Source organism: Streptomyces niveiscabiei, from assembly GCF_033794345.1.
In the GTDB taxonomy this organism is placed as follows: Bacteria; Actinomycetota; Actinomycetes; order Streptomycetales; family Streptomycetaceae; genus Streptomyces; species Streptomyces niveiscabiei.
In genome coordinates this window covers 21,699-38,791 of sequence record NZ_JARAYJ010000052.1, presented here as the reverse complement: position 1 = coordinate 38,791, position 17,093 = coordinate 21,699, and the positions used below count along the sequence as shown (strand labels likewise).

The window sequence follows — 17,093 nt, the reverse complement described above, 5'->3', positions numbered from 1 at the left end:
CGGCGGACGGGCCGCTTGGGTTCGGGTAACCTTACCGTGCTTCTTCGGCCCGCCGCCGAACTGGCTACAGGTGTCTTCATTGTGAAATCCGACAGGGAGCGCAGAGTGGTAAAAATATTGCATAAATCGAATAGTGGGAGCGCTTCCGGCCTCGCCTTTGGAGGCATGCTGACTGTGGTTGCCATTCTCACTTCCGGATGTTACGTAGATACGGGCCAGGGGAAGTATCCCGAGAGTAAATACATGGCGAGCGAGTCTCTCGTTGGACGATGGAAAGGAAGCGGCTCCATCGAACTTGACGCTGCGGGTAGATTTTCCACCAAAGAGCTCAAGATTGAATATTTCCAATGCTCACCCAGTGGGCTATCGAAAAAGACGGGTGTTGGATCCTGGGATGTCGAAGAAGAGGGTGGCGGCACCACGGTGAGCCTCCGCTTCGATGACGGCTGTTCAGCGTCTCTCTGGGCTGGTGAGTCACATGGTAAAGCTGTTCTTTGGAGTGTGGATACGGAGACAGATCAAGTTTCCATTTTCGAGCCCTGAGGCAGAATATCGATAAACCCGTCAACCGAAGAACAATTCCGTAGCGCCCAGATCACCTCCTATGCAATAATTTTCGGGTAGGTCGATTCGTTACAGAACCCTCCAGAAATCCACCGCTACAGCCGTTTTGGTAACACCAGCGCAGAGGCCGAGGAACACTCAGGAAGCCCAGATCGGCAACAATGCACCCTCGCATCGGTCGCGCCCGACCAGGGCTCTTCAACAAGATCGTGTCACGAGCTCTAAGGAGAAGTTCTACCCATGCCAGGGTTGAAAGTGACCATGTGTACCGGAAATCCGGGTAAATTCCGGACGGCGCAGGAACATCTCTCCCCCTGGGGGATCGAGGTGGAACAGGTGGCTGTGGACCTGGACGAGATCCAGACGACGTCCGTCTCGGAGATCGCGCACCACAAGGCCCGGCAGGCGTTCGCGCTGCTCGGACGGCCGTTGTTCGTAGAGGACTCGGGCTTCTACATCGAGGAGTTCGGCGGCTGGCCGGGCCCGATGGTGAAGCAGGCGTTGGAGGCGTTCGGTCCCGAGGGGTTCACGCATCTCGCGGACCGTACGGCGACGCGGGCGTGCAGGTTCGCGAGTGCGGCCGTGTACGTCGATGCGGAAGGCGCGCTGCACACGTTCGCCGACGATTCCCGCAAGCCCGGCACCATCGCGAAGACGCCGGACCGGGGCAGCGGTGAGCGTTCCTGGTCCGACCTGTGGTCGATCTTCGTCCCGGAGGGCGCCACGACGACGCTCGCGGCGCTCCCGGACGCCGAGCAGGAGCGGGTGTTCGCGGAGTGGCGGTCGACGTCCGTCGTGGCCGCACTCGGCGCGTGGCTGGCCGAGACGCCGTCCCGGGCCTGACCAGCCCCCGCCCCCTGTCGGCTACTTGGTGGCGACCACGTACACGCTGGCCCATTCCCGCTTGGGGTTGGCGATGCTGGGGTCGAACGGCCAGGGCTCGACCGTCGCGAATCCGGCCTCGGTGAAGAGCTGGACGAGTTTGTCGTGGTCGTAGGCCCAGTAGTGCGGGTGGTAGACGGGGTCGTCGTCCTGGTCGCGGAACACGTAGTTGATCAGGTCGAGTTGGGTGTTGATGTGGTCGAGGCAGTCGCGTCTGCCGTACCACTTCTTGATCATCGTGCGGGTGTCCGCGTCGCCGGACGGGTAGCGGGAGAGGACGAAGCCGGCGTCGGGGACGCCGGTGACGACACGTCCGCCCAAGGCGAGGACGCGGTGGGCCTCGCGGACGTAGTGCTTGGCGGAGTTCGGGTAGTCGATGTGCTCCAGGAAGTGTTCGGAGAACAGGTCCTCGACGGAGTTGTCGTGGAGGGGTATCCCCTCGCGGACGTCCCACAGGAGATCGGCCGGGGGTACGGCATCGATGTTGAAGTAGCCGTCGATGCGGTGGGCACCACCGCCGATCTGGACCTTGCGAGGCGCATCGTCGATCCGCCCGTCGGGCCACGCCTTCAGTGCAGCCGTGTGGGTGCGGTGGACGTCGAGTTCCTTGAGCGCGGCGCGCAGAGCGCGGGCCAGGCCGTGGGTGGTGGTCGGCTGTGCGAGCAGCTCGGCGATCTGCTGCGACACGGTGTCAGTGGTCATGTCGAGGGTCTCCTTGCGGCTCAAGTCCTGGACAGGCTGCGGCTGTTGCGCATGAGGGTGTGTTTGATGTCGACGAGGCGCGGCGCGATCGTGAGGTCGAGTTGCTGTACGGGGTGGAGGTGTCCGGCGTCGTCCTGTTCCGCCCGCCAGACCCGGTAGGCGAGGTCGGGGTAGGCCGGGTTGATGCCGATCTCCCCTTTGGGGATCGTCCCGTTGAACGGCGTGAGGATGTCCATGTGGTTCCAGTAGTTCCACGCCTGGAGCGCCTTGTGCTGGTCGAAGTAGAAGTAGAAGTGGGGGTAGCGGCCGAAGGTGCGCAGTTCGCGGTGGATGAGGTGGCCCAGGAGGGGGCCGAGGTGGGTGGCGAGGCTGTCGAACTCCCAGCGGGTGTGCCGCCATTCCTCCGGGGTCTGGCCGGGGGTGAAGAGGCGTGCGGCGATGAGGTGGCTGACGCGTTCGGTGAGGTGGCGGCGGGCGTGCTGGGGGTCGAGGCTCGGGTCGACCTGCGCGAGGAGCGTGGCGAACCGGGCGGGCGGAGGACGGAACTTGGCGAGGTCGAAGGTGCCCGCCATGGCCAACTCGGAGGAGAAGATCAGGTCCTTGTAGAGCTGGTTGTTGAACTCCCCGAGTTCCGCCAGGCGCCTGGTCTCGGCGCTGGTGGAGTACAGCATCAGGTACTCGGCGAGCGCCTCGAAGTACACGTACCCCAGGATCGGCAGGCGCGGGATCGCCGAGTCGAGCAGTTGCAGGAACAGCTCGGGGTCGACGGTGGTCTGCCCGTGGGCGACCGCGGAGGCGAGCGCGAGGAACCCAGCGGAGTTCTTCGTCCGGCTGGTGATCGTCTCGCGGAGCTGGTGGCGTTCGGTCTTGGAGAGGAGGTATTCGAGGAGGCTGTAGATCCGCAGGTGGATCCCGCCGAGCCGCAGGTAGTCGATACCGGCGAGTCCGCGGTACGCCTGGTGCGGCACGTCGATCTCGAAGACCAGCGGCGTCGGCACCGCGCCGGGCCGTCCGATGCGTCTGAGGAACGCCGGGGCCTCCCGGTTGAGGACGTATGCGGCGAGGTTATGCATCCGCAGGCCGTTGCCAGTGGGGGTGAGCGGGGCGCAGTAGATGCTGCCGACCAGGCATCCGCCCGAGGGGTAGAGGACCCCGTGTTCGCTGATCTCCTCCAGCGCGTGTGTGACGTGCAGGAGGTGCAGGGTGGTGTCGTTGGTGAGGGCGTCGAAGAGCGCGTTGTTGTGCAACAGGGCGCCGTTGGGGGCCTCTTGGGCCAGCCGGGTTTCCCACGCGGCCGTCGGTACGACGCTCTCGGCAGCGCCGGGGAGGACGGACGCGCCGTAGAACTCGTGGGCGTCGGCCCATAAGTGGTACGCGTCGAGGAAGTCCATCAGCCGATCAACTCCCGCCGCGCGAACGCCTTCAGGACGGCGGACGTGCTGTCCGTCCCCGCCACGTGATCGGCCTCGGACCACAGCACGAGATCGAAGGCGACGGCCTTCAACTCCTCGAACGCGTCCACGCGCACGTGCCGGGCGTCGGGCCACCATGTGAGTTTCGGCAGGCGGTAGCGGTCGAGCGCGTCGGCCGCCTTCACCACGTCGGTGACCACCCGAGCCGTCGCATAGTCCGTCTCGTCGTCCGGCGTGAAGTCCGGATACGGCACTTCGTGCAGCCGGACCGAGACGGCGGCCTGCCGCACGGCGGCCGGTGCCATCTCCAGCCGGAAGCGCCCCCACACGTCCTCGGCGTTCACGGTCAGCCAGCGCGCGGCCCGCGCACCGTGTCCCCGGTCGTCCTGGTCATGGAGGCGCCGGCAGTCGTGGACGGCGGCGGCGACGATGACCGTGGCGACGTCCGCCTCACCGAGACCGGCGGCCTCGGCGAGGAGCGCGGCGAGCGCGGCGGTACGCATCCCGTGCCGCACACCGTGCAGGGAATCGTGGAGCCGGGGTTCCGCGAGCCACGCCGCCGGCATCGCCGTACGCACCAGGAGCCGACGCGCTACAGGACCCAACCTCGGTGCACCGTCGTCGAGTTCGCCAGGCCGGTGTTCCGCGATCCACCGCACCGTCTCGGCGTCGGTGAACTGGTGCCGGGGAAGCTCCTTGCGCGCCGCCAGTTCCACCAGGCTCGGAGTCGTACTCATCACGACTCGGAGGCGGACCGCGCCGATTCGAACGCGGCCGTGAACTCGGCGAGTTCGCTCTCACTCATCAGGGTGACGCCCAGCTCGCGGGCGACCGCCGCGATACGCTCGTGCGCCGCCACCACCTCGGCCGGGTCCGGCTCCTCGTCGAGGAGCACCTCGAACTCCGCATGATGCCCCCACGCCTCGCTCCACTTCACGGCGATCTCGACCTCGCCGAAGCGGAAGTTGCGGCGCGCGTTGTACGCCTCGTGCATCGTGCTCTCGAAGCCGAGCGTGTTGAAGATCCGGACGGCGGCGGGGACGTCGTCGTGCGCGATGGCGATCTCGGTCTCCGGGAAGGCCGAACCCTGGCCTATCTTCCCGTCCTTGAGGGTGATCTTCGCGGTGGTGGCGGTGATGTTGTCGGTGACCTTCAGCAACCGGTCGGGCAGGACGTAGAAGTAGATGTACTTGTCGTCCTGGCCGAGGTCCTCACCGTCCCGTTCCAGACGCGCGACCAGCCGGTCGTGTACCTCCTGGCTGAAGCGGGCACGCATTTCGATCTCGACAGGCACGGAAACCTCCTTGTTTCGGGCATGGGTGATCCGCCCGGACCGGCCCAGGGGTGGGGCCTGGGGGTCCGGCGGGGCGCGGTATTCAGATGGGGCGGCGCGGACGATGTCCACGCCGCCGGTGAAGATCGGTCAGGCGATGTCGCCGAACCGGTCCCGTACGACGCCGTCGTGCAGGTAGTTCGGGAGCAGCACCCCGCCCACCGACACGCGCCGGGTGGCGACCTGCTCCAGGGAGTCACTCGGGAACCCCTCCAGCAGGCGCAGGCACTGCTGCACCCACTCGCGCGAGGTGTTCCAGTCGGCGGCGTCGCGGTAGCGGACGGCCAGCGCGTACGCGGTCTCGGCCGCCGTCCACCGGTCGGTGCCGATCTCCCGCTGGAAGCAGGTCTCCAGCTCCTCGACGGAGGCGACGCGGGTTTCGCTGGTCATGGTGCCCTCTCTCATCCGGTGGTACCCGGTGGTGTTCAACGCGGCGACGGCCCGCCGGTGACGAGGCGGCCGTCTAGTAGGTGAAGAGCTCGGCGAGGGTGCGGTAGTCGTGCAGTTCGTCCTTCTCGAACCACAGGCCCACCTCCATCTCCGCCTCCTCCTTGTTCCCCGAGGCGTGCACAAGGTTGGCGACCGCCTTGCCGGAGGCCACGCTCGCGGCCCGGCTGTAGTGGGAGAAGTCGCCGCGGATCGTGCCGGCGGGGGCTTCGTTGGGGTACGTGCTGCCGACGATCTTCCGGACGGTCGCTACCGCGTCCGCGCCCTCCAGCACGAACGCGATGACCGGGCTCTGCTGCATGAACGTCGCGGTGAGGTTGTAGACCTCGGCACCGAGCCGCTCTTCGAGGTCGAAGTAGTGCTTGCGCGTGAACTCGGCGTCCATCTGCTTCATCTTGACGCCGACGATCTTCAACGCCGCGTCCTCGAACCGGGAAATGATCTTTCCGGCGTATCCACGCACCAACGCGTCCGGCTTCAGCAGTACGAGGGTGCGCTCCACCGGCTGTTCCTGATCCTGGGCCATCGGTTCCCTTTCAGCTTTCAGGCAAGCGATATGACGGACTTTCAGCTTGTCATCGACCCGGGATCACCGGGGCCGGAACAAGTGCTCCGGAGCGAAGCGGAAATCGAAAATCCCTGGATGAGCCCCTGAGCCACGCAGGGCCGCGTAGTCCCCAACCGTGCCGCCCTGCGTGGCCGTGCAGTGAGACTCCCACCGGACACCGCCCGTGAACGGACAGACTGTCCGCGTGCTTCTCGTGCGATTCGCTGCGAAGAGAACCTTCTTGTGATAGGGAGTCAACTTCCTTTACTAACAAGTCAGTTGAGCACTTCGCCCTCTGTCAAGGCTCCGCGCGACCGAACGGTACGGACAAGTTGTCCGCGCACCGGCCCTCGCGGACTGGAAAGGTTCCTGGCCGGCGGGGTGGCGATCTTCCGGACGGTGCCGCGAGCCGTCCGGGAGGCCGTCACCACGTTCACACCGCCGAGTGCCGGGAACCCCCACGAGCGGTTCCCGGCACTTCTCTCCGGTCAGACGAAAAGGAGTCCGCGTGCTTTCTGTGGAAACCCCCGCGAGGACTGAGCTGGGCAGGTTCTTCGAGGTCTCGGCCCAGCAGTTCGCCTCCGATCAGCCCGTACCCGAGATGTTCTCGGCCGCCGTCGACGCGGAGTGGCACCGGCTCCTGAACGACCCCGGGTACGCGGCGTTCTGCGCCGAGCACGCGGGCCGACCGGTCCGCCACGTCGAGAACTCCGGCTTCGGCAGGATCTCGTGGGTCGACGCGTACGAGGAGATGTTCGGCCAGCTGCCGCAGGTGTGGTTCACCGACGCCGACGGGGTACTGAACGAGCGGGCGTTCACGCGCTACCGGGAGACCGGCGAGGTGTGGGCGGAGTGGGACTGCACCCCTCTCCCCAGCGACGACGTCGTACCACCCGTTGCCGGATGACGACCGGCCCACGAACAGGAGCGCCCCGGACCCCCGTCGGGGCGCTCCGCCTCGTCGAGGCGCAGACGACCGAGCCCCGGACGGTGGACATCGCGGGGTACGTGGACGCGGTGTCGGCGCACTGCCCCTACCTCGCGCCGTCCGTACGCCGTGGCCTGACCACCTGGACGGTCTACGAAGTCGCGAGCGACGACCGCGAGTTCGTAGAAGCGGGGCTGTTCCACGCGGGCGTCCAGGCGGCGGAATGGGTCCGCCCCCTCGCGGCCCGTCCGCACGGCGCGCTGGTGTGCGAGAACGTCGTCGTCCTCGGGGACACGGGCCGTCTCCTGGACTGGCCGCACTGGGCGCTGAAGCACCTGTACGGTCCGGTCGGCCTGATGATCGGCAAGTTCCACCACGGCGAAGAACGGCTCGACCGCGAGGACCGCCCCATCCCGCCCCCGCCGTACTCGTTCCTCCCGGTCCGCCCGGCCGTCCGCGTCCGGGACCCCCGTTTCCTCGCGGACACGCCCGAACTCGCGGACGCGCTCGCGGTCGCGGTGGACGATGGCCGGGACGTCTTCGCACACCTCTCCCACAACTGGCAGGCGGTAAAAGCATGGTCACGTTCCCTCCCTGTCCCGCAGAAGCACGAGCGGCAGCGGAAACCGCCTGCGGAGGCCCCGTAGAGCTGAAGGAGCTGACGAACCGCCGGGGTTCGGCGGTCTGGAAGGCCACCGGCCCCACCGGCGCGGTCGCGGTGAAGACCGGCTACGACGACGGCGTGAGCGTCACGGTGAGGGAAGCGGCGATGCTGACGGCCCTGCCCGGCCACAAGGTGACCGCTGGCGGATACGACGGCGGGGCGTGGCTGGTCACGCCCTGGTACGACGGCCCCTCGACCTGGAGGAGCTTCACAGCAGCACGAGCGGGCGACGGCGACCGTGAACCGGCCCTCCGCGCGGCCGTCGCCCTGTGCCTGGCCGTCGCCGACCTCCACGCCTCCGGCTGGGTCCACGCCGACCTCCAGCCCGCCCACGGCATCCACACCCCCGACGGCGTCCGCCTCATCGACTTCGCCTGGTCCCGCCCCGAAGCCCACGGCCCGGTCGACGGCTACCGCGGAGGCATCGTCCACCTCATGGCCCCCGAACTCGCCCTCGCTGCCCGCGACAAGCAACCTGTCCTCGCCACCCGGCACAGCGACGTATACGCGCTGGCGGGCGCGCTGTGGACCTGCGCGTCGGGAGCCTGGCCCCTCGACTACCAAGCCGCGGGCATCGACCGCCAGGCCGTGGGCCAGGACGGCATCCGCGACGCCATCGCCACCGGCGGCATCCCCTTGTCCCCGGCCACCTGGCCCGAGTTCCACAACGCCCTGCGCCCCGCCCTCACCGCGTCTCCCGAACACCGGCCGACAGCAGCCGAGTTGGCGCAGATCCTGTGTGCTGTTCCGGCGTGATCTCGCTCCGCGAGCTGCGCCCGGACGACGCACCCGCCGTCCAGCGCATCTACAGCGAACCGTCCGTACGCCACCTGCCGAGGCCGGCCATGACCGCCGCCTCGGCCACCGCATGGCTGATGGCCTGCATGGCCGAACAGCGCGCGACCCCAAGGACGTTGTACTGCTTCGGCATCGACCACACCGGCGACCTGATCGGCGTGATCAAACTCCGCGTTGAGGGAACGACCGCCGCGCTCAGCTACATCCTCCGCGACGACACCTGGGGCCACGGCCACGCGACCACGGCGGTGGCGCTCGTCCTCGACTTCGCGTTCAGGACCCTCCACCTGACCTCGGTCAACGCCAAACACCACCCCGACAACCACGCGTCAGCACGGGTCCTGGCGAAAACCGGCTTCACCTGCACCGGCCACTGCACCTACAGAGTGGCCACGGTGCGTAGCTGAATGGGTCCCGTCGACAGCGGGGACGGACCAGGGATGCACACAATCTGTCCGTAGACACTTTTCGGCAACCCCTTGACGACCGGCATACGAACTCACCTCAAAACTGGCCCATTTAACACGAATAGCACCGCTTCAACCTCTTCACGAACACGCGATGCGAGCCCTCGCCCTGACATCCGCAGCCTCCGCGCTCAAGGCGCCGCGCTGTCGATCCCGTTAACGCTCGGCAACCACAGGCGCGGGACAACTCCCTTTCCGTACCCTGATTCGAGTCCTCCATCGCGAAGGGAAAGAACCACCGATGAGTGAAAACCTGACGCTGGGACGCCGACTCCGCACGGCACGCAAGACCCGCCAACTCTCCGCCGCCCAGCTGGCGCAGAAGGTCGCGGTCTCCCCGAGCTACATCCAGAAGCTGGAGTCCGGTGCACGGAAGGCTTCACCGTCGCTGATCCTGGCGCTCGCCAAGGCGCTGCGCTTCGGCCCGGAGGTACTGACCGGCCAGCCGTACTACGGGGAGCCGGAGGCGGAGGACCGCGTCCACGCCGTCATCCCCGAACTCCGCCGTCTCCTCCTCTGCTACGACAGCCCGGACGACCTGGAGATCGCACCGCGTTCCCTCGCCGTGCTCGCGTCGGAGGTCGACCAGGTGACGACGCTACGCCGCGACGCGCGGTACGCGCCGATGGGCCCCCTGCTCCCGCCGATCATCACCGAACTCACGCACGTGGCCCTCAACAGCCGGGGAGAGGAACGCAGCAAGGCGTTCTGGCACCTCGCGCGCGTCTACCGCGCGGTGAACTCCCTCGCGCACAAGATGGGTCACCACGACCTGTCGAGTACGGCGCTGGAGCGGGTCCGCTGGGCGGCGGACCGTTCCGACGACCCGCTGATGCAGTTCACGGCTGGCTACCTGGTCACGGGGGCAATGCTCCGCCAGGGCGCCTACACCACCGCGCGCCGCAAACTCCTGCAACTGCGCGGGGAGTTGGAACGCCTCCAGCCCGAGCGGTCGTACTCGGACGACGCCCTCGCGATCGACGGCGCACTGCTGCTGAAGCTGGCGGTCCTGGAGGCGCGGGAGAACAACGCGGACCGCGCGGACGCGTACCTGCGGGAGGCCGAGCAGGTGGCGGCGCTGGCGGGCAACCGGGACTCGGCGGCGTACGAGATGTCCTTCGGCCCGACGAACATCCACATCCACGAGGTCCACGCGATGATCGACATGGGCGACACCGAGCAGGCGCTCGCCCGGCTCACCGAATGGGCCCCGGCCTCCGGCGGCGAGTGGACCCCACCGGTGACGACGGTCGGGGAGCGGTCGAGCCACCACTTCATCGACGTGGCGTCCGCGAAGCTGGCCGTCGGGGACAGGGCGGGCTCCTTCGCCGACCTCAAGCGTGCGAGGAAGGTCGCTCCGAACCACACCCGCTTCCACCCGTCCGTCCGGGAGACGACGGCGGCGCTGCTCAGGGTGGAGTCGCACCCCTCCAACGAGCTTTCTGCGTTTGCGAGTTGGACGGGCCTAAGCTCAACGTGACCCGTTGTCAAGGCCCTTGGGTCATGGACCCTACGGACTATCTGTCCGCGCACCGAACTCGCTGAATGGAATGGTCTCTTCACACATAGTGGTGAGGAGGCCATTTCCATGTCCGACGTCAATCCCGCGGCCCACGTCCGTCCGCCGCGCTGGATGCCCATCGGGGAAGAGTCCGAGCTGTGCTCGGTGGGCGTGTGGTGGGACGTCGTCCGTGCCGGGGAAGCCGTGGGCCGCCGCGCGGTCGAGATCCTCCGCGAGAACCGCGAGCCTCTCGGACCGGTGATCATGGACTTCGGGGGCGCGGAGCCCCGGTTGTACTTCCTGGTCCCCGTGGGAACGGCGGCGAACTGGACGGAGCCGGAGACGGTCGCCCTGGGCCAGAACTGCCACGTCGTCGTCCCCTCCGCCGAGACCACGGCGCCGCCGGGGATGCACTGGTACGTCCCCGCGAGCGGCCCGCGAACGCTGACCCTCCCCGCGGCCCTGCGCCGCGCGCTGATCCAGGCCCGCGCCGAACAGCGCGGCCCCGCAGGGGAACCGGCGCCCTGATGTCCCTGAGCATCTCCTTCGCGCTGCTGTTCGGGGTCCTCGTCTTCGTCCTGATCCGGAGCAAGACAGTGAAGCCCGGTCCCGCGACCGTCTGCGTGCTCTTCGGGTTCTTCCTCGCGAGCACGTCCATGGCCCCGAGCATCAGCCAGATCGTGACGAGCTTCGCGGACGCGATCAGCGGACTCCGGCTCTGAAACCCCCTTGCATCTCCCCCCACTCCCGTCCGAGGTCCCCGATGTCACCGACGTCCGATTCCCTCCGCCCGGCACCGCCACCCGTTGCACCGCGCCGCCCCCGCTGCTCTCATCATGGGAAGGCACACTGATGCGCCTCGTGTACCACCCGGCCGGCCACGACGACGAACTCCGCGTGGCCCTCGTCGAGTTGGAGGCGGGCCGTTGGAGAACGGCACGGGAGCTGCTGCTCGCCACGGGAACGCACGGCGCGCTGCGGACATCGCGTACGCAGGCGCTGGCCGTGGCCGCCGCGAGGTCGGACGTGGTCGGCGTATGGCTGCGGGAGGAACCCCACCACTACGACGCACACCTCATGAGCGCACGGGTGGCCGTCGAACGCGTCCTGCGCGCACACCGCCAACACCACCCCCGTACCTGGGAGTTCGAGGCGGACGCGCGGCGCGAGGTCCTGGCGGCGGCCCGCCGGGCACCGGACGACCCCGTCCCGTGGGTGTGTCTGCTCGCGCTGGCCCAGGTCGACACCCGCCAGCAGTACTACGAACACCGCATCCCCGCACCGGAGTTGATGCTTCCCTCCGGCCCGTGGGGCATCCTCGACCAGGTCGACCGGCGCGACCCCTACAACCGCGAGGCGTACCACCGAACGGTGCAGTTCCTGCTCGCGCGCGACGCCCTGCCCACCGCCTCCCAAGCCGCCGTCTTCGACCTCGGCCGCAGCGTCGTCTCCCAACAGCCCCTTGGCTCACCGCTGTTGCTCCTCCCCGCGTACGCGCTCGTCGAGCAGCGGCGGCGCATCAAGGTGGACCCTCTGTGGCGCCGCCAGTGGCTGGAGGAACCGCATGTCGGCTACAGCCTCAACGCGTTCCGCAACTGGTTCCACCGGGCATCCCCCACCCTGCGGTCGGTCGCCGACCTGAACCTCCTCGCCTACGCCCTGTGGGCCGGCGCCCAGTACCAGGAAGCCGCCGAGGTGTTCGCCGCACTCGGCCCCTACGCCTCCCGCGAACCCTGGTCGACCGTGTGCGAACGCACCACCGGGCCCGACTCCGGTGAAGCGCTCCTCCTGCGGGCACGTGCGGAGTCCCTCGCCTACGCACGCCGCACCACGCACCACCCCTGATCTTTATTGGCATGAACCTGACCATTCTGTTTTCCGATCCCTGGAGGTGGACCTGTGAGTCCCAACCGCCATTCCTCACACCGAAAATCCGATGATGCCTACCTGCGGGAACTGGGATACGAACCCGTCCTCACCCGCCGCATGGGCCCCTTCGGGAACTTCGCGGTCAGCTTCTCCGTGATCAGCGTGCTGTCCGGGTGCATGACCCTGTACGGGTTCGGCATGAACACCGGCGGCCCGGCGGTCATGCTGTGGGGCTGGGTCGCCGTCGGCGCCATGGTGATGTTCGTCGGCGCCGGACTCGCCGAGGTCACCTCCGCCTACCCGACGTCCGGCGCCCTGTACTACCAGGCCGAGCAGCTCGGCGGACGGAAGTGGGGCTGGTACACCGGCTGGCTCAACCTGCTGGGGCTGCTGGGCGCGATCGCCGGGATCGACTACGGCGCCGCCCTGTTCACCGGAGCGTTCATGAACCTCCAGTGGGGGTTCGAGCCGACGCCGGGGAAGATCATGGTGATCTTCCTGTGCATCCTCGCCCTGCACCTCACGCTGAACTGGTTCGGGGTGCGGCTGGTGAGCATCCTCAACAGCATCAGCGTCTGGTGGCACGTCGGCGGCGTCCTCGTCATCGTCGGCGCCCTGGCCATCGTCCCCTCCCGCCACCAGTCACCGGAGTTCGTGTTCGGGGAGTTCGTCAACAACACCGGCTGGACCAGCCCGGTGTACGTCGCCCTCCTGGGCCTGCTGCTCGCGCAGTACACGTTCTGCGGCTACGACGCCTCGGCGCACCTCAGCGAGGAGACCACCGACGCCCAGGTCTCCGCCTCGCGCGGCATCATCCACGCGATCGGCTGGTCCTGGCTCGCCGGGTTCGTGCTGCTGGCCGGGCTGACCTTCGCGATCCAGGACTACGCGGGAACCGTGGGGACGGCAACCGGGGTTCCGCCCGCTCAGATCTTCCTCGACGCCCTCGGCCTCACGGGGGCGAAGCTGCTGCTCCTGGTCGTGATCGTCGCCCAGCTGTGCTGCGGCAACGCGGAGACGGCCGCCGCGTCCCGGATGGTGTTCGCGTTCTCCCGGGACGGCGCCCTCCCCGGCTCCGCCCACTGGCGGCAGGTCGACACCCGCACCGGCACCCCGCGCAAGGCGGTCCTGCTGGCCGTCGTCTGCGCCGCGCTCCTCGCCCTGCCGAGCCTCTACAGTCCGGTCGCGTACGCGGCGATCACCAGCATCAACGTCATCGGCATCACCCCGGCGTACGCGATCCCGATCTTCCTGCGGGTGAAGAACCGCCACCGCTTCCGGCCCGGACCGTGGAACCTCGGGAGCTGGGGCGTGATCGTCGGGACGATCGCGGTGGTCTGGGTGGTGTTCGTGACCGTCCTGTTCTGCCTCCCTCAGACCAACCCGGTCTCCGTCGACACCTTCAACTACGCACCCGTCGCACTGCTCGTCGTCCTCGTCCTGGCCTGGGCCTGGTGGCGCAAGCAGGGAAGTTCGTACGAGGTCCCGGCCAGCAGCTCCGACCGCTCGACGTCGTCCTACGAAAGCGAGATCGTCTGATGACGGCCACCGTCAACAACACCCACCTCATCCCCCAGCGCGAAGCGGGCCTTCCTCTCGCCGACCTCGTGAAGGCGGGGACGATCGACACGATCCTGTTCGCCCTCCCCGACCTCCAGGGCCGCCTGAAGGGCAAGCGCTACGACGCGCGCCACTTCCTCACCCGCATCGCACCCCACGGCGCCGACATGTGCGCCTACCTCCTCGCCACCGACGTCGACATGAACCCCGCCGACGGCTTCGCCCTCACCTCGTGGGACACCGGCTACCAGGACCTCCCCGTACGCCCAGACCTCACGACCGCCCGCCGCATCCCGTGGATGCCCCGCACCGCGATCGTCCTCGCCGACGCGATGACCCCCGAGGGAACCCCCGTCGAGATCGCGCCCCGCCACATCCTGGACCGCCAACTCACCCGCCTCGCCCGCCACGGCCTGCACCCCAAGACCGGCATCGAGACGGAGTTCGTCCTCTACAAAGGCACCCACAACCAGCCCGGCCCCCGCCTCCTCCACCCCCTCACCACCGAGAACCTCGACTACGCCCTCGACCACGATCCCACCTCCGACCGCTTCTTCCGCCGCCTCCAACGCGCGCTCGCCAAAGCCGGAATGCCGGTGGAAGCCATCAAGACCGAAGCAGGCCCCGGCCAGGTAGAAGTCACCTTCCCCTACGGCCCCGCCCGCGACGCCTGCGACAACCACCTCCTCTTCAAACACGCCGTCCGCACCCTCGCCACCCGAGCCGGCCTGACCCCCACCTTCATGGCCGCCCCCGAAACCGGCCGCGCCAACGGCCTCCACCTCCACCTCTCCCTCTGGTCCAACAACACCCCTCAGCTCAACGCCCCCGACGGCGACCTCTCCGACACCGCCCGCCACGCCATCGGCGGCCTCCTCACCGCCCTCCCCGAACTCGCCCCCTTCTACGCCCCCACCACCAACTCCTACAAACGCTTCACCCCCGACTCCTTCGCCCCCGCCACCTTCAACTGGGGCCACGACAACCGCACCTGCGCCGTCCGCGTCATCGGCCACGACGACACCCTCCACCTCGAAATCCGCGTCCCCGGAGCCGACGCCAACCCCTACCTCGCACTCGCCGCAACCCTCGCCGCCATCACCCACGGCATCGACCACAAACTCGACCCCGGCCCACCGGAAACCGGCAACTCCTACCGCACCCACCACATCCCCGTCCTCCCCACCCTCGCCGACGCCCTCACCGTCTTCGAAGACAGCACCCTCGCCCACGACGCCTTCGGCACCGACGTCATCGACCACTACGCCCACCTCGCCAAACTCGAACTCGACCACGAACGAACCCACGTCACCGACACCGAACGACGGCGCTGGCTCACCCGCGCCTGACACAGGCACATGTCCCCTCTGCACCGAGCCGCCCTCTGCCCGGCGGCGGGATCTCGTCTCGCAGACGGGACAGATACTCGAAAATGTGTTCGCACGCCGCGTGCCACCATGCTTGGATCAAGGGGACCAGGCATGGACACGACATCACAACGTGTTCATGCCGCTTGCCCAAAAACAAGGGGGGCACAACTTGAGATTGAAGAATCTGTTGGCCACCGGGGTCATCACGCTGGGTCTGCTGAGCAGTTGCCTCAGCGCTGCCCAGGCAGCCGACGACCCCACCGTGGCGGAGATACCCACGCAGGTCGTGAGCCAGGCCACGGAAGACACCATCCCGTTGCCGGAGGACCTGGACGAGTCGTCGGTCGAACTGGACGACCTGGTCTCCTCAATGCCCGATCCGCACGAAGACACACCGACGACATTGGACACCCCGTCGGACGGGATGTCCCAAGAACAGAGCATCGACTCCGATCCGACGGCGACCGCCGGTGAGATCCAGTCGAGTTGCCTCGTGCAGAGGGCCATCGCCGCTGCCAAGGGCAGTGATGAGCCCGTCTCGTGCGCGAACTGGAGCACGGACATACCCGAGGCCGACATGCGCAAGGCGTCTTCCGCCTGGCCCACACCGAAATGGTGCGGCGAGTCCGGCATGAACAGGTGGCTCGTCAACCGGTTCAGGGCTTGCGCGGTCTTCTCCGCCAAAGTCACCATCTGGGACCCGCGCAGCGGTGCGGTGGTCGGCACTCTCAACTACCTCGTGCGCGCTTATGCCTACAGCGCTCGGGACTCGAAGAACTGGGCCTACCAGGTCGAACTGATGGAGGTCTCCAGCACCGCCCGGGCCAAAGGGCTGACTGTCTCCGGCAGCACGACGTGCTCTGGCAAGTGCAGGGTGACCAAGAGCACCTTCCCCGCCCAGGTCATGAGCCAGACCAAGGACGTTGTCGGGCAGTCGTTCATGGAGCCCACGATCGCCCTTTCACCCAAGGGACAGAGCGGCTGGGGACAGGCCACTGCCGGGTGGGTCTTCACCCGCCCCGACATAACCCCGACCAACCGCATCACACTGCCCACCCCGGGCGTGCGGTGCGACAACGCCTTCCCCGGAATGTCGAAGCCCGGCTGCGTGATGCCGTACATCCCGGAGCTGGCCTACGCACGGCACGGGGAGTACCCGGAACTCGCCGATCACATCCAGGACGCGCAGAACAGCGGTCTGCCCGGCAAGCACGGCACAAAGAACTACCTCACCCGGGTCACGAACAAGACGCGGATGAGAGAGAACCGGGACGCATCATGCCCCACAAGCCTGCCCCGACCGACCGGCAAGGACTGCGACGAGTACCCCATGGCCTCGACGTGGCAGGGCGGCAAAACCGGCAAGTTCAGCCGACGCATGATCGACAAAGACCAGAACCGCAGCGGCGGCCGTGCCCTGGCCAACTTCTACCTGTACAACCGCATCATCGAGAAGGACCGTTTCCTGGTGTGGATCAAGTAGACGCTACAGACAGGCGAGGAACGTAGTAATGGGCAACGAGGCGGTCGAGCGACGCAACGGCGACGTTCCGGTTCAGTACCACCAGTTCGACATCAAGGACGAGGACGGCCCTACCGGCCCCGAACTCGACTACAGACAGAACGGGATCATCGGAGTCCTTGACGGCGTCATCGTCGTCACGACCGGCATCCACACCGGATCCGTCGATGTCGACATCGCCCTCCACGAGACGGAGCCCGCTCCCGACGACGGAGCCTGGGAGGAGATCGTGGAGATCTCCGCGCACTCCGTCTCCGGTGACCTCCAGGTCCGCGGAATGATGGACGATCTAGACGAGGAACTGCCCGTCCTGGCCTTCCAAGGACCTGGCGACTACCGACTGCGCCTGCACGCACGCGGCAGGGACACCGCCGTCGACCTCGCCCCGGACGAGACCACCGAGTGGTACCTCATCCAGGTCTGGCCGGAGCCCAACCGACCGATGACCGTAGTCCGCCAGACCGACAGATTCGGTGCATCCAACCGCGGTTGATGAAGCGAACAGCCCGTCTGCCCGTCCACAACAC

At 67.6% G+C, this 17,093-nt stretch carries 20 protein-coding genes; 14 read left to right on the top strand and 6 right to left on the bottom strand.

Annotation, left to right across the window (positions count from 1 at the left end; genetic code table 11):
- Nucleotides 1-81: 81 nt before the first annotated feature.
- Both PV682_RS40015 and PV682_RS40010 read left to right on the top strand, forming a co-directional pair.
- A complete protein-coding gene (locus tag PV682_RS40015; RefSeq protein WP_319737304.1) occupies nt 82-543 on the top strand; it encodes a hypothetical protein in 462 nt (153 codons plus the stop codon).
- 261 nt (nt 544-804) lie between these two features.
- Nucleotides 805-1,407: a non-canonical purine NTP pyrophosphatase gene (locus PV682_RS40010; protein WP_319737302.1), complete on the top strand. Its 603-nt coding sequence runs from the start codon at nt 805-807 to the stop codon at nt 1,405-1,407.
- A gap of 21 nt (nt 1,408-1,428) precedes the next feature.
- Here PV682_RS40010 and PV682_RS40005 read toward each other — a convergent pair whose 3' ends face one another.
- The 6 genes from PV682_RS40005 to PV682_RS39980 form a co-directional block, all read right to left on the bottom strand.
- The gene (locus PV682_RS40005) at nt 1,429-2,148 is read right to left on the bottom strand and encodes a class I SAM-dependent methyltransferase (RefSeq protein ID WP_319737300.1); all 720 of its coding nucleotides are present in this window, start codon (nt 2,146-2,148) and stop codon (nt 1,429-1,431) included.
- Between the two features lie 20 nt (nt 2,149-2,168).
- Complete coding sequence (locus PV682_RS40000) at nt 2,169-3,539, bottom strand: hypothetical protein (protein WP_319737299.1); 1,371 nt, start codon at nt 3,537-3,539, stop codon at nt 2,169-2,171.
- Nucleotides 3,539-4,297: a hypothetical protein gene (locus PV682_RS39995; protein ID WP_319737298.1), complete on the bottom strand. Its 759-nt coding sequence runs from the start codon at nt 4,295-4,297 to the stop codon at nt 3,539-3,541. The genes PV682_RS40000 and PV682_RS39995 overlap by 1 nt, the downstream gene beginning before the upstream one ends.
- Nucleotides 4,297-4,854, bottom strand: a complete 558-nt coding sequence (locus tag PV682_RS39990; protein ID WP_319737297.1) for a hypothetical protein — start codon at nt 4,852-4,854, stop codon at nt 4,297-4,299. The genes PV682_RS39995 and PV682_RS39990 overlap by 1 nt, the downstream gene beginning before the upstream one ends.
- A 129-nt stretch (nt 4,855-4,983) precedes the next feature.
- Nucleotides 4,984-5,283, bottom strand: a complete 300-nt coding sequence (locus PV682_RS39985) for a hypothetical protein (RefSeq protein WP_319737295.1) — start codon at nt 5,281-5,283, stop codon at nt 4,984-4,986.
- A gap of 73 nt (nt 5,284-5,356) precedes the next feature.
- A complete protein-coding gene (locus tag PV682_RS39980) occupies nt 5,357-5,866 on the bottom strand; it encodes a nucleoside-diphosphate kinase (protein WP_319737293.1) in 510 nt (169 codons plus the stop codon).
- A gap of 529 nt (nt 5,867-6,395) precedes the next feature.
- On the opposite strand from PV682_RS39980, the gene PV682_RS39975 reads away from it, so the two are divergent.
- The 12 genes from PV682_RS39975 (at nt 6,396) to PV682_RS39920 (ending at nt 17,059) form a co-directional block, all read left to right on the top strand.
- On the top strand, nt 6,396-6,794 hold the full coding sequence (locus PV682_RS39975; protein ID WP_319737291.1) for a hypothetical protein: 399 nt from the start codon (nt 6,396-6,398) through the stop codon (nt 6,792-6,794).
- The gene (locus PV682_RS39970; RefSeq protein WP_319737289.1) at nt 6,791-7,462 is read left to right on the top strand and encodes a DUF6875 domain-containing protein; all 672 of its coding nucleotides are present in this window, start codon (nt 6,791-6,793) and stop codon (nt 7,460-7,462) included. The genes PV682_RS39975 and PV682_RS39970 overlap by 4 nt, the downstream gene beginning before the upstream one ends.
- Nucleotides 7,393-8,235 carry a protein kinase family protein gene (locus tag PV682_RS39965; RefSeq protein ID WP_319737286.1) on the top strand — a complete coding sequence of 281 codons (843 nt, stop codon included), beginning with the start codon at nt 7,393-7,395 and terminating at the stop codon, nt 8,233-8,235. The genes PV682_RS39970 and PV682_RS39965 overlap by 70 nt, the downstream gene beginning before the upstream one ends.
- Nucleotides 8,232-8,684 (top strand): GNAT family N-acetyltransferase, encoded by a 453-nt coding sequence (locus PV682_RS39960; protein WP_319737284.1) that lies wholly within the window; start codon nt 8,232-8,234, stop codon nt 8,682-8,684. Before PV682_RS39965 ends, PV682_RS39960 begins: the two co-directional genes overlap by 4 nt.
- A gap of 301 nt (nt 8,685-8,985) precedes the next feature.
- The gene (locus PV682_RS39955) at nt 8,986-10,224 is read left to right on the top strand and encodes a helix-turn-helix domain-containing protein (protein ID WP_319737281.1); all 1,239 of its coding nucleotides are present in this window, start codon (nt 8,986-8,988) and stop codon (nt 10,222-10,224) included.
- A 108-nt stretch (nt 10,225-10,332) separates the two neighbouring features.
- Nucleotides 10,333-10,773, top strand: coding sequence for a hypothetical protein (locus tag PV682_RS39950; RefSeq protein WP_319737279.1), 441 nt, complete (start codon nt 10,333-10,335; stop codon nt 10,771-10,773).
- Nucleotides 10,773-10,967, top strand: a complete 195-nt coding sequence (locus PV682_RS39945) for a hypothetical protein (RefSeq protein WP_319737278.1) — start codon at nt 10,773-10,775, stop codon at nt 10,965-10,967. The genes PV682_RS39950 and PV682_RS39945 overlap by 1 nt, the downstream gene beginning before the upstream one ends.
- A gap of 130 nt (nt 10,968-11,097) precedes the next feature.
- Nucleotides 11,098-12,090: a hypothetical protein gene (locus tag PV682_RS39940; protein ID WP_319737277.1), complete on the top strand. Its 993-nt coding sequence runs from the start codon at nt 11,098-11,100 to the stop codon at nt 12,088-12,090.
- Nucleotides 12,091-12,144: 54 nt separating this feature from the next.
- A complete protein-coding gene (locus PV682_RS39935; RefSeq protein WP_319737275.1) occupies nt 12,145-13,653 on the top strand; it encodes an amino acid permease in 1,509 nt (502 codons plus the stop codon).
- Nucleotides 13,653-15,023: a glutamine synthetase family protein gene (locus PV682_RS39930; protein ID WP_319737274.1), complete on the top strand. Its 1,371-nt coding sequence runs from the start codon at nt 13,653-13,655 to the stop codon at nt 15,021-15,023. The genes PV682_RS39935 and PV682_RS39930 overlap by 1 nt, the downstream gene beginning before the upstream one ends.
- Before the next feature lie 157 nt (nt 15,024-15,180).
- On the top strand, nt 15,181-16,527 hold the full coding sequence (locus PV682_RS39925) for a NucA/NucB deoxyribonuclease domain-containing protein (protein WP_319737273.1): 1,347 nt from the start codon (nt 15,181-15,183) through the stop codon (nt 16,525-16,527).
- 28 nt (nt 16,528-16,555) lie between these two features.
- Complete coding sequence (locus tag PV682_RS39920; protein ID WP_319737271.1) at nt 16,556-17,059, top strand: hypothetical protein; 504 nt, start codon at nt 16,556-16,558, stop codon at nt 17,057-17,059.
- Nucleotides 17,060-17,093: the final 34 nt, after the last annotated feature.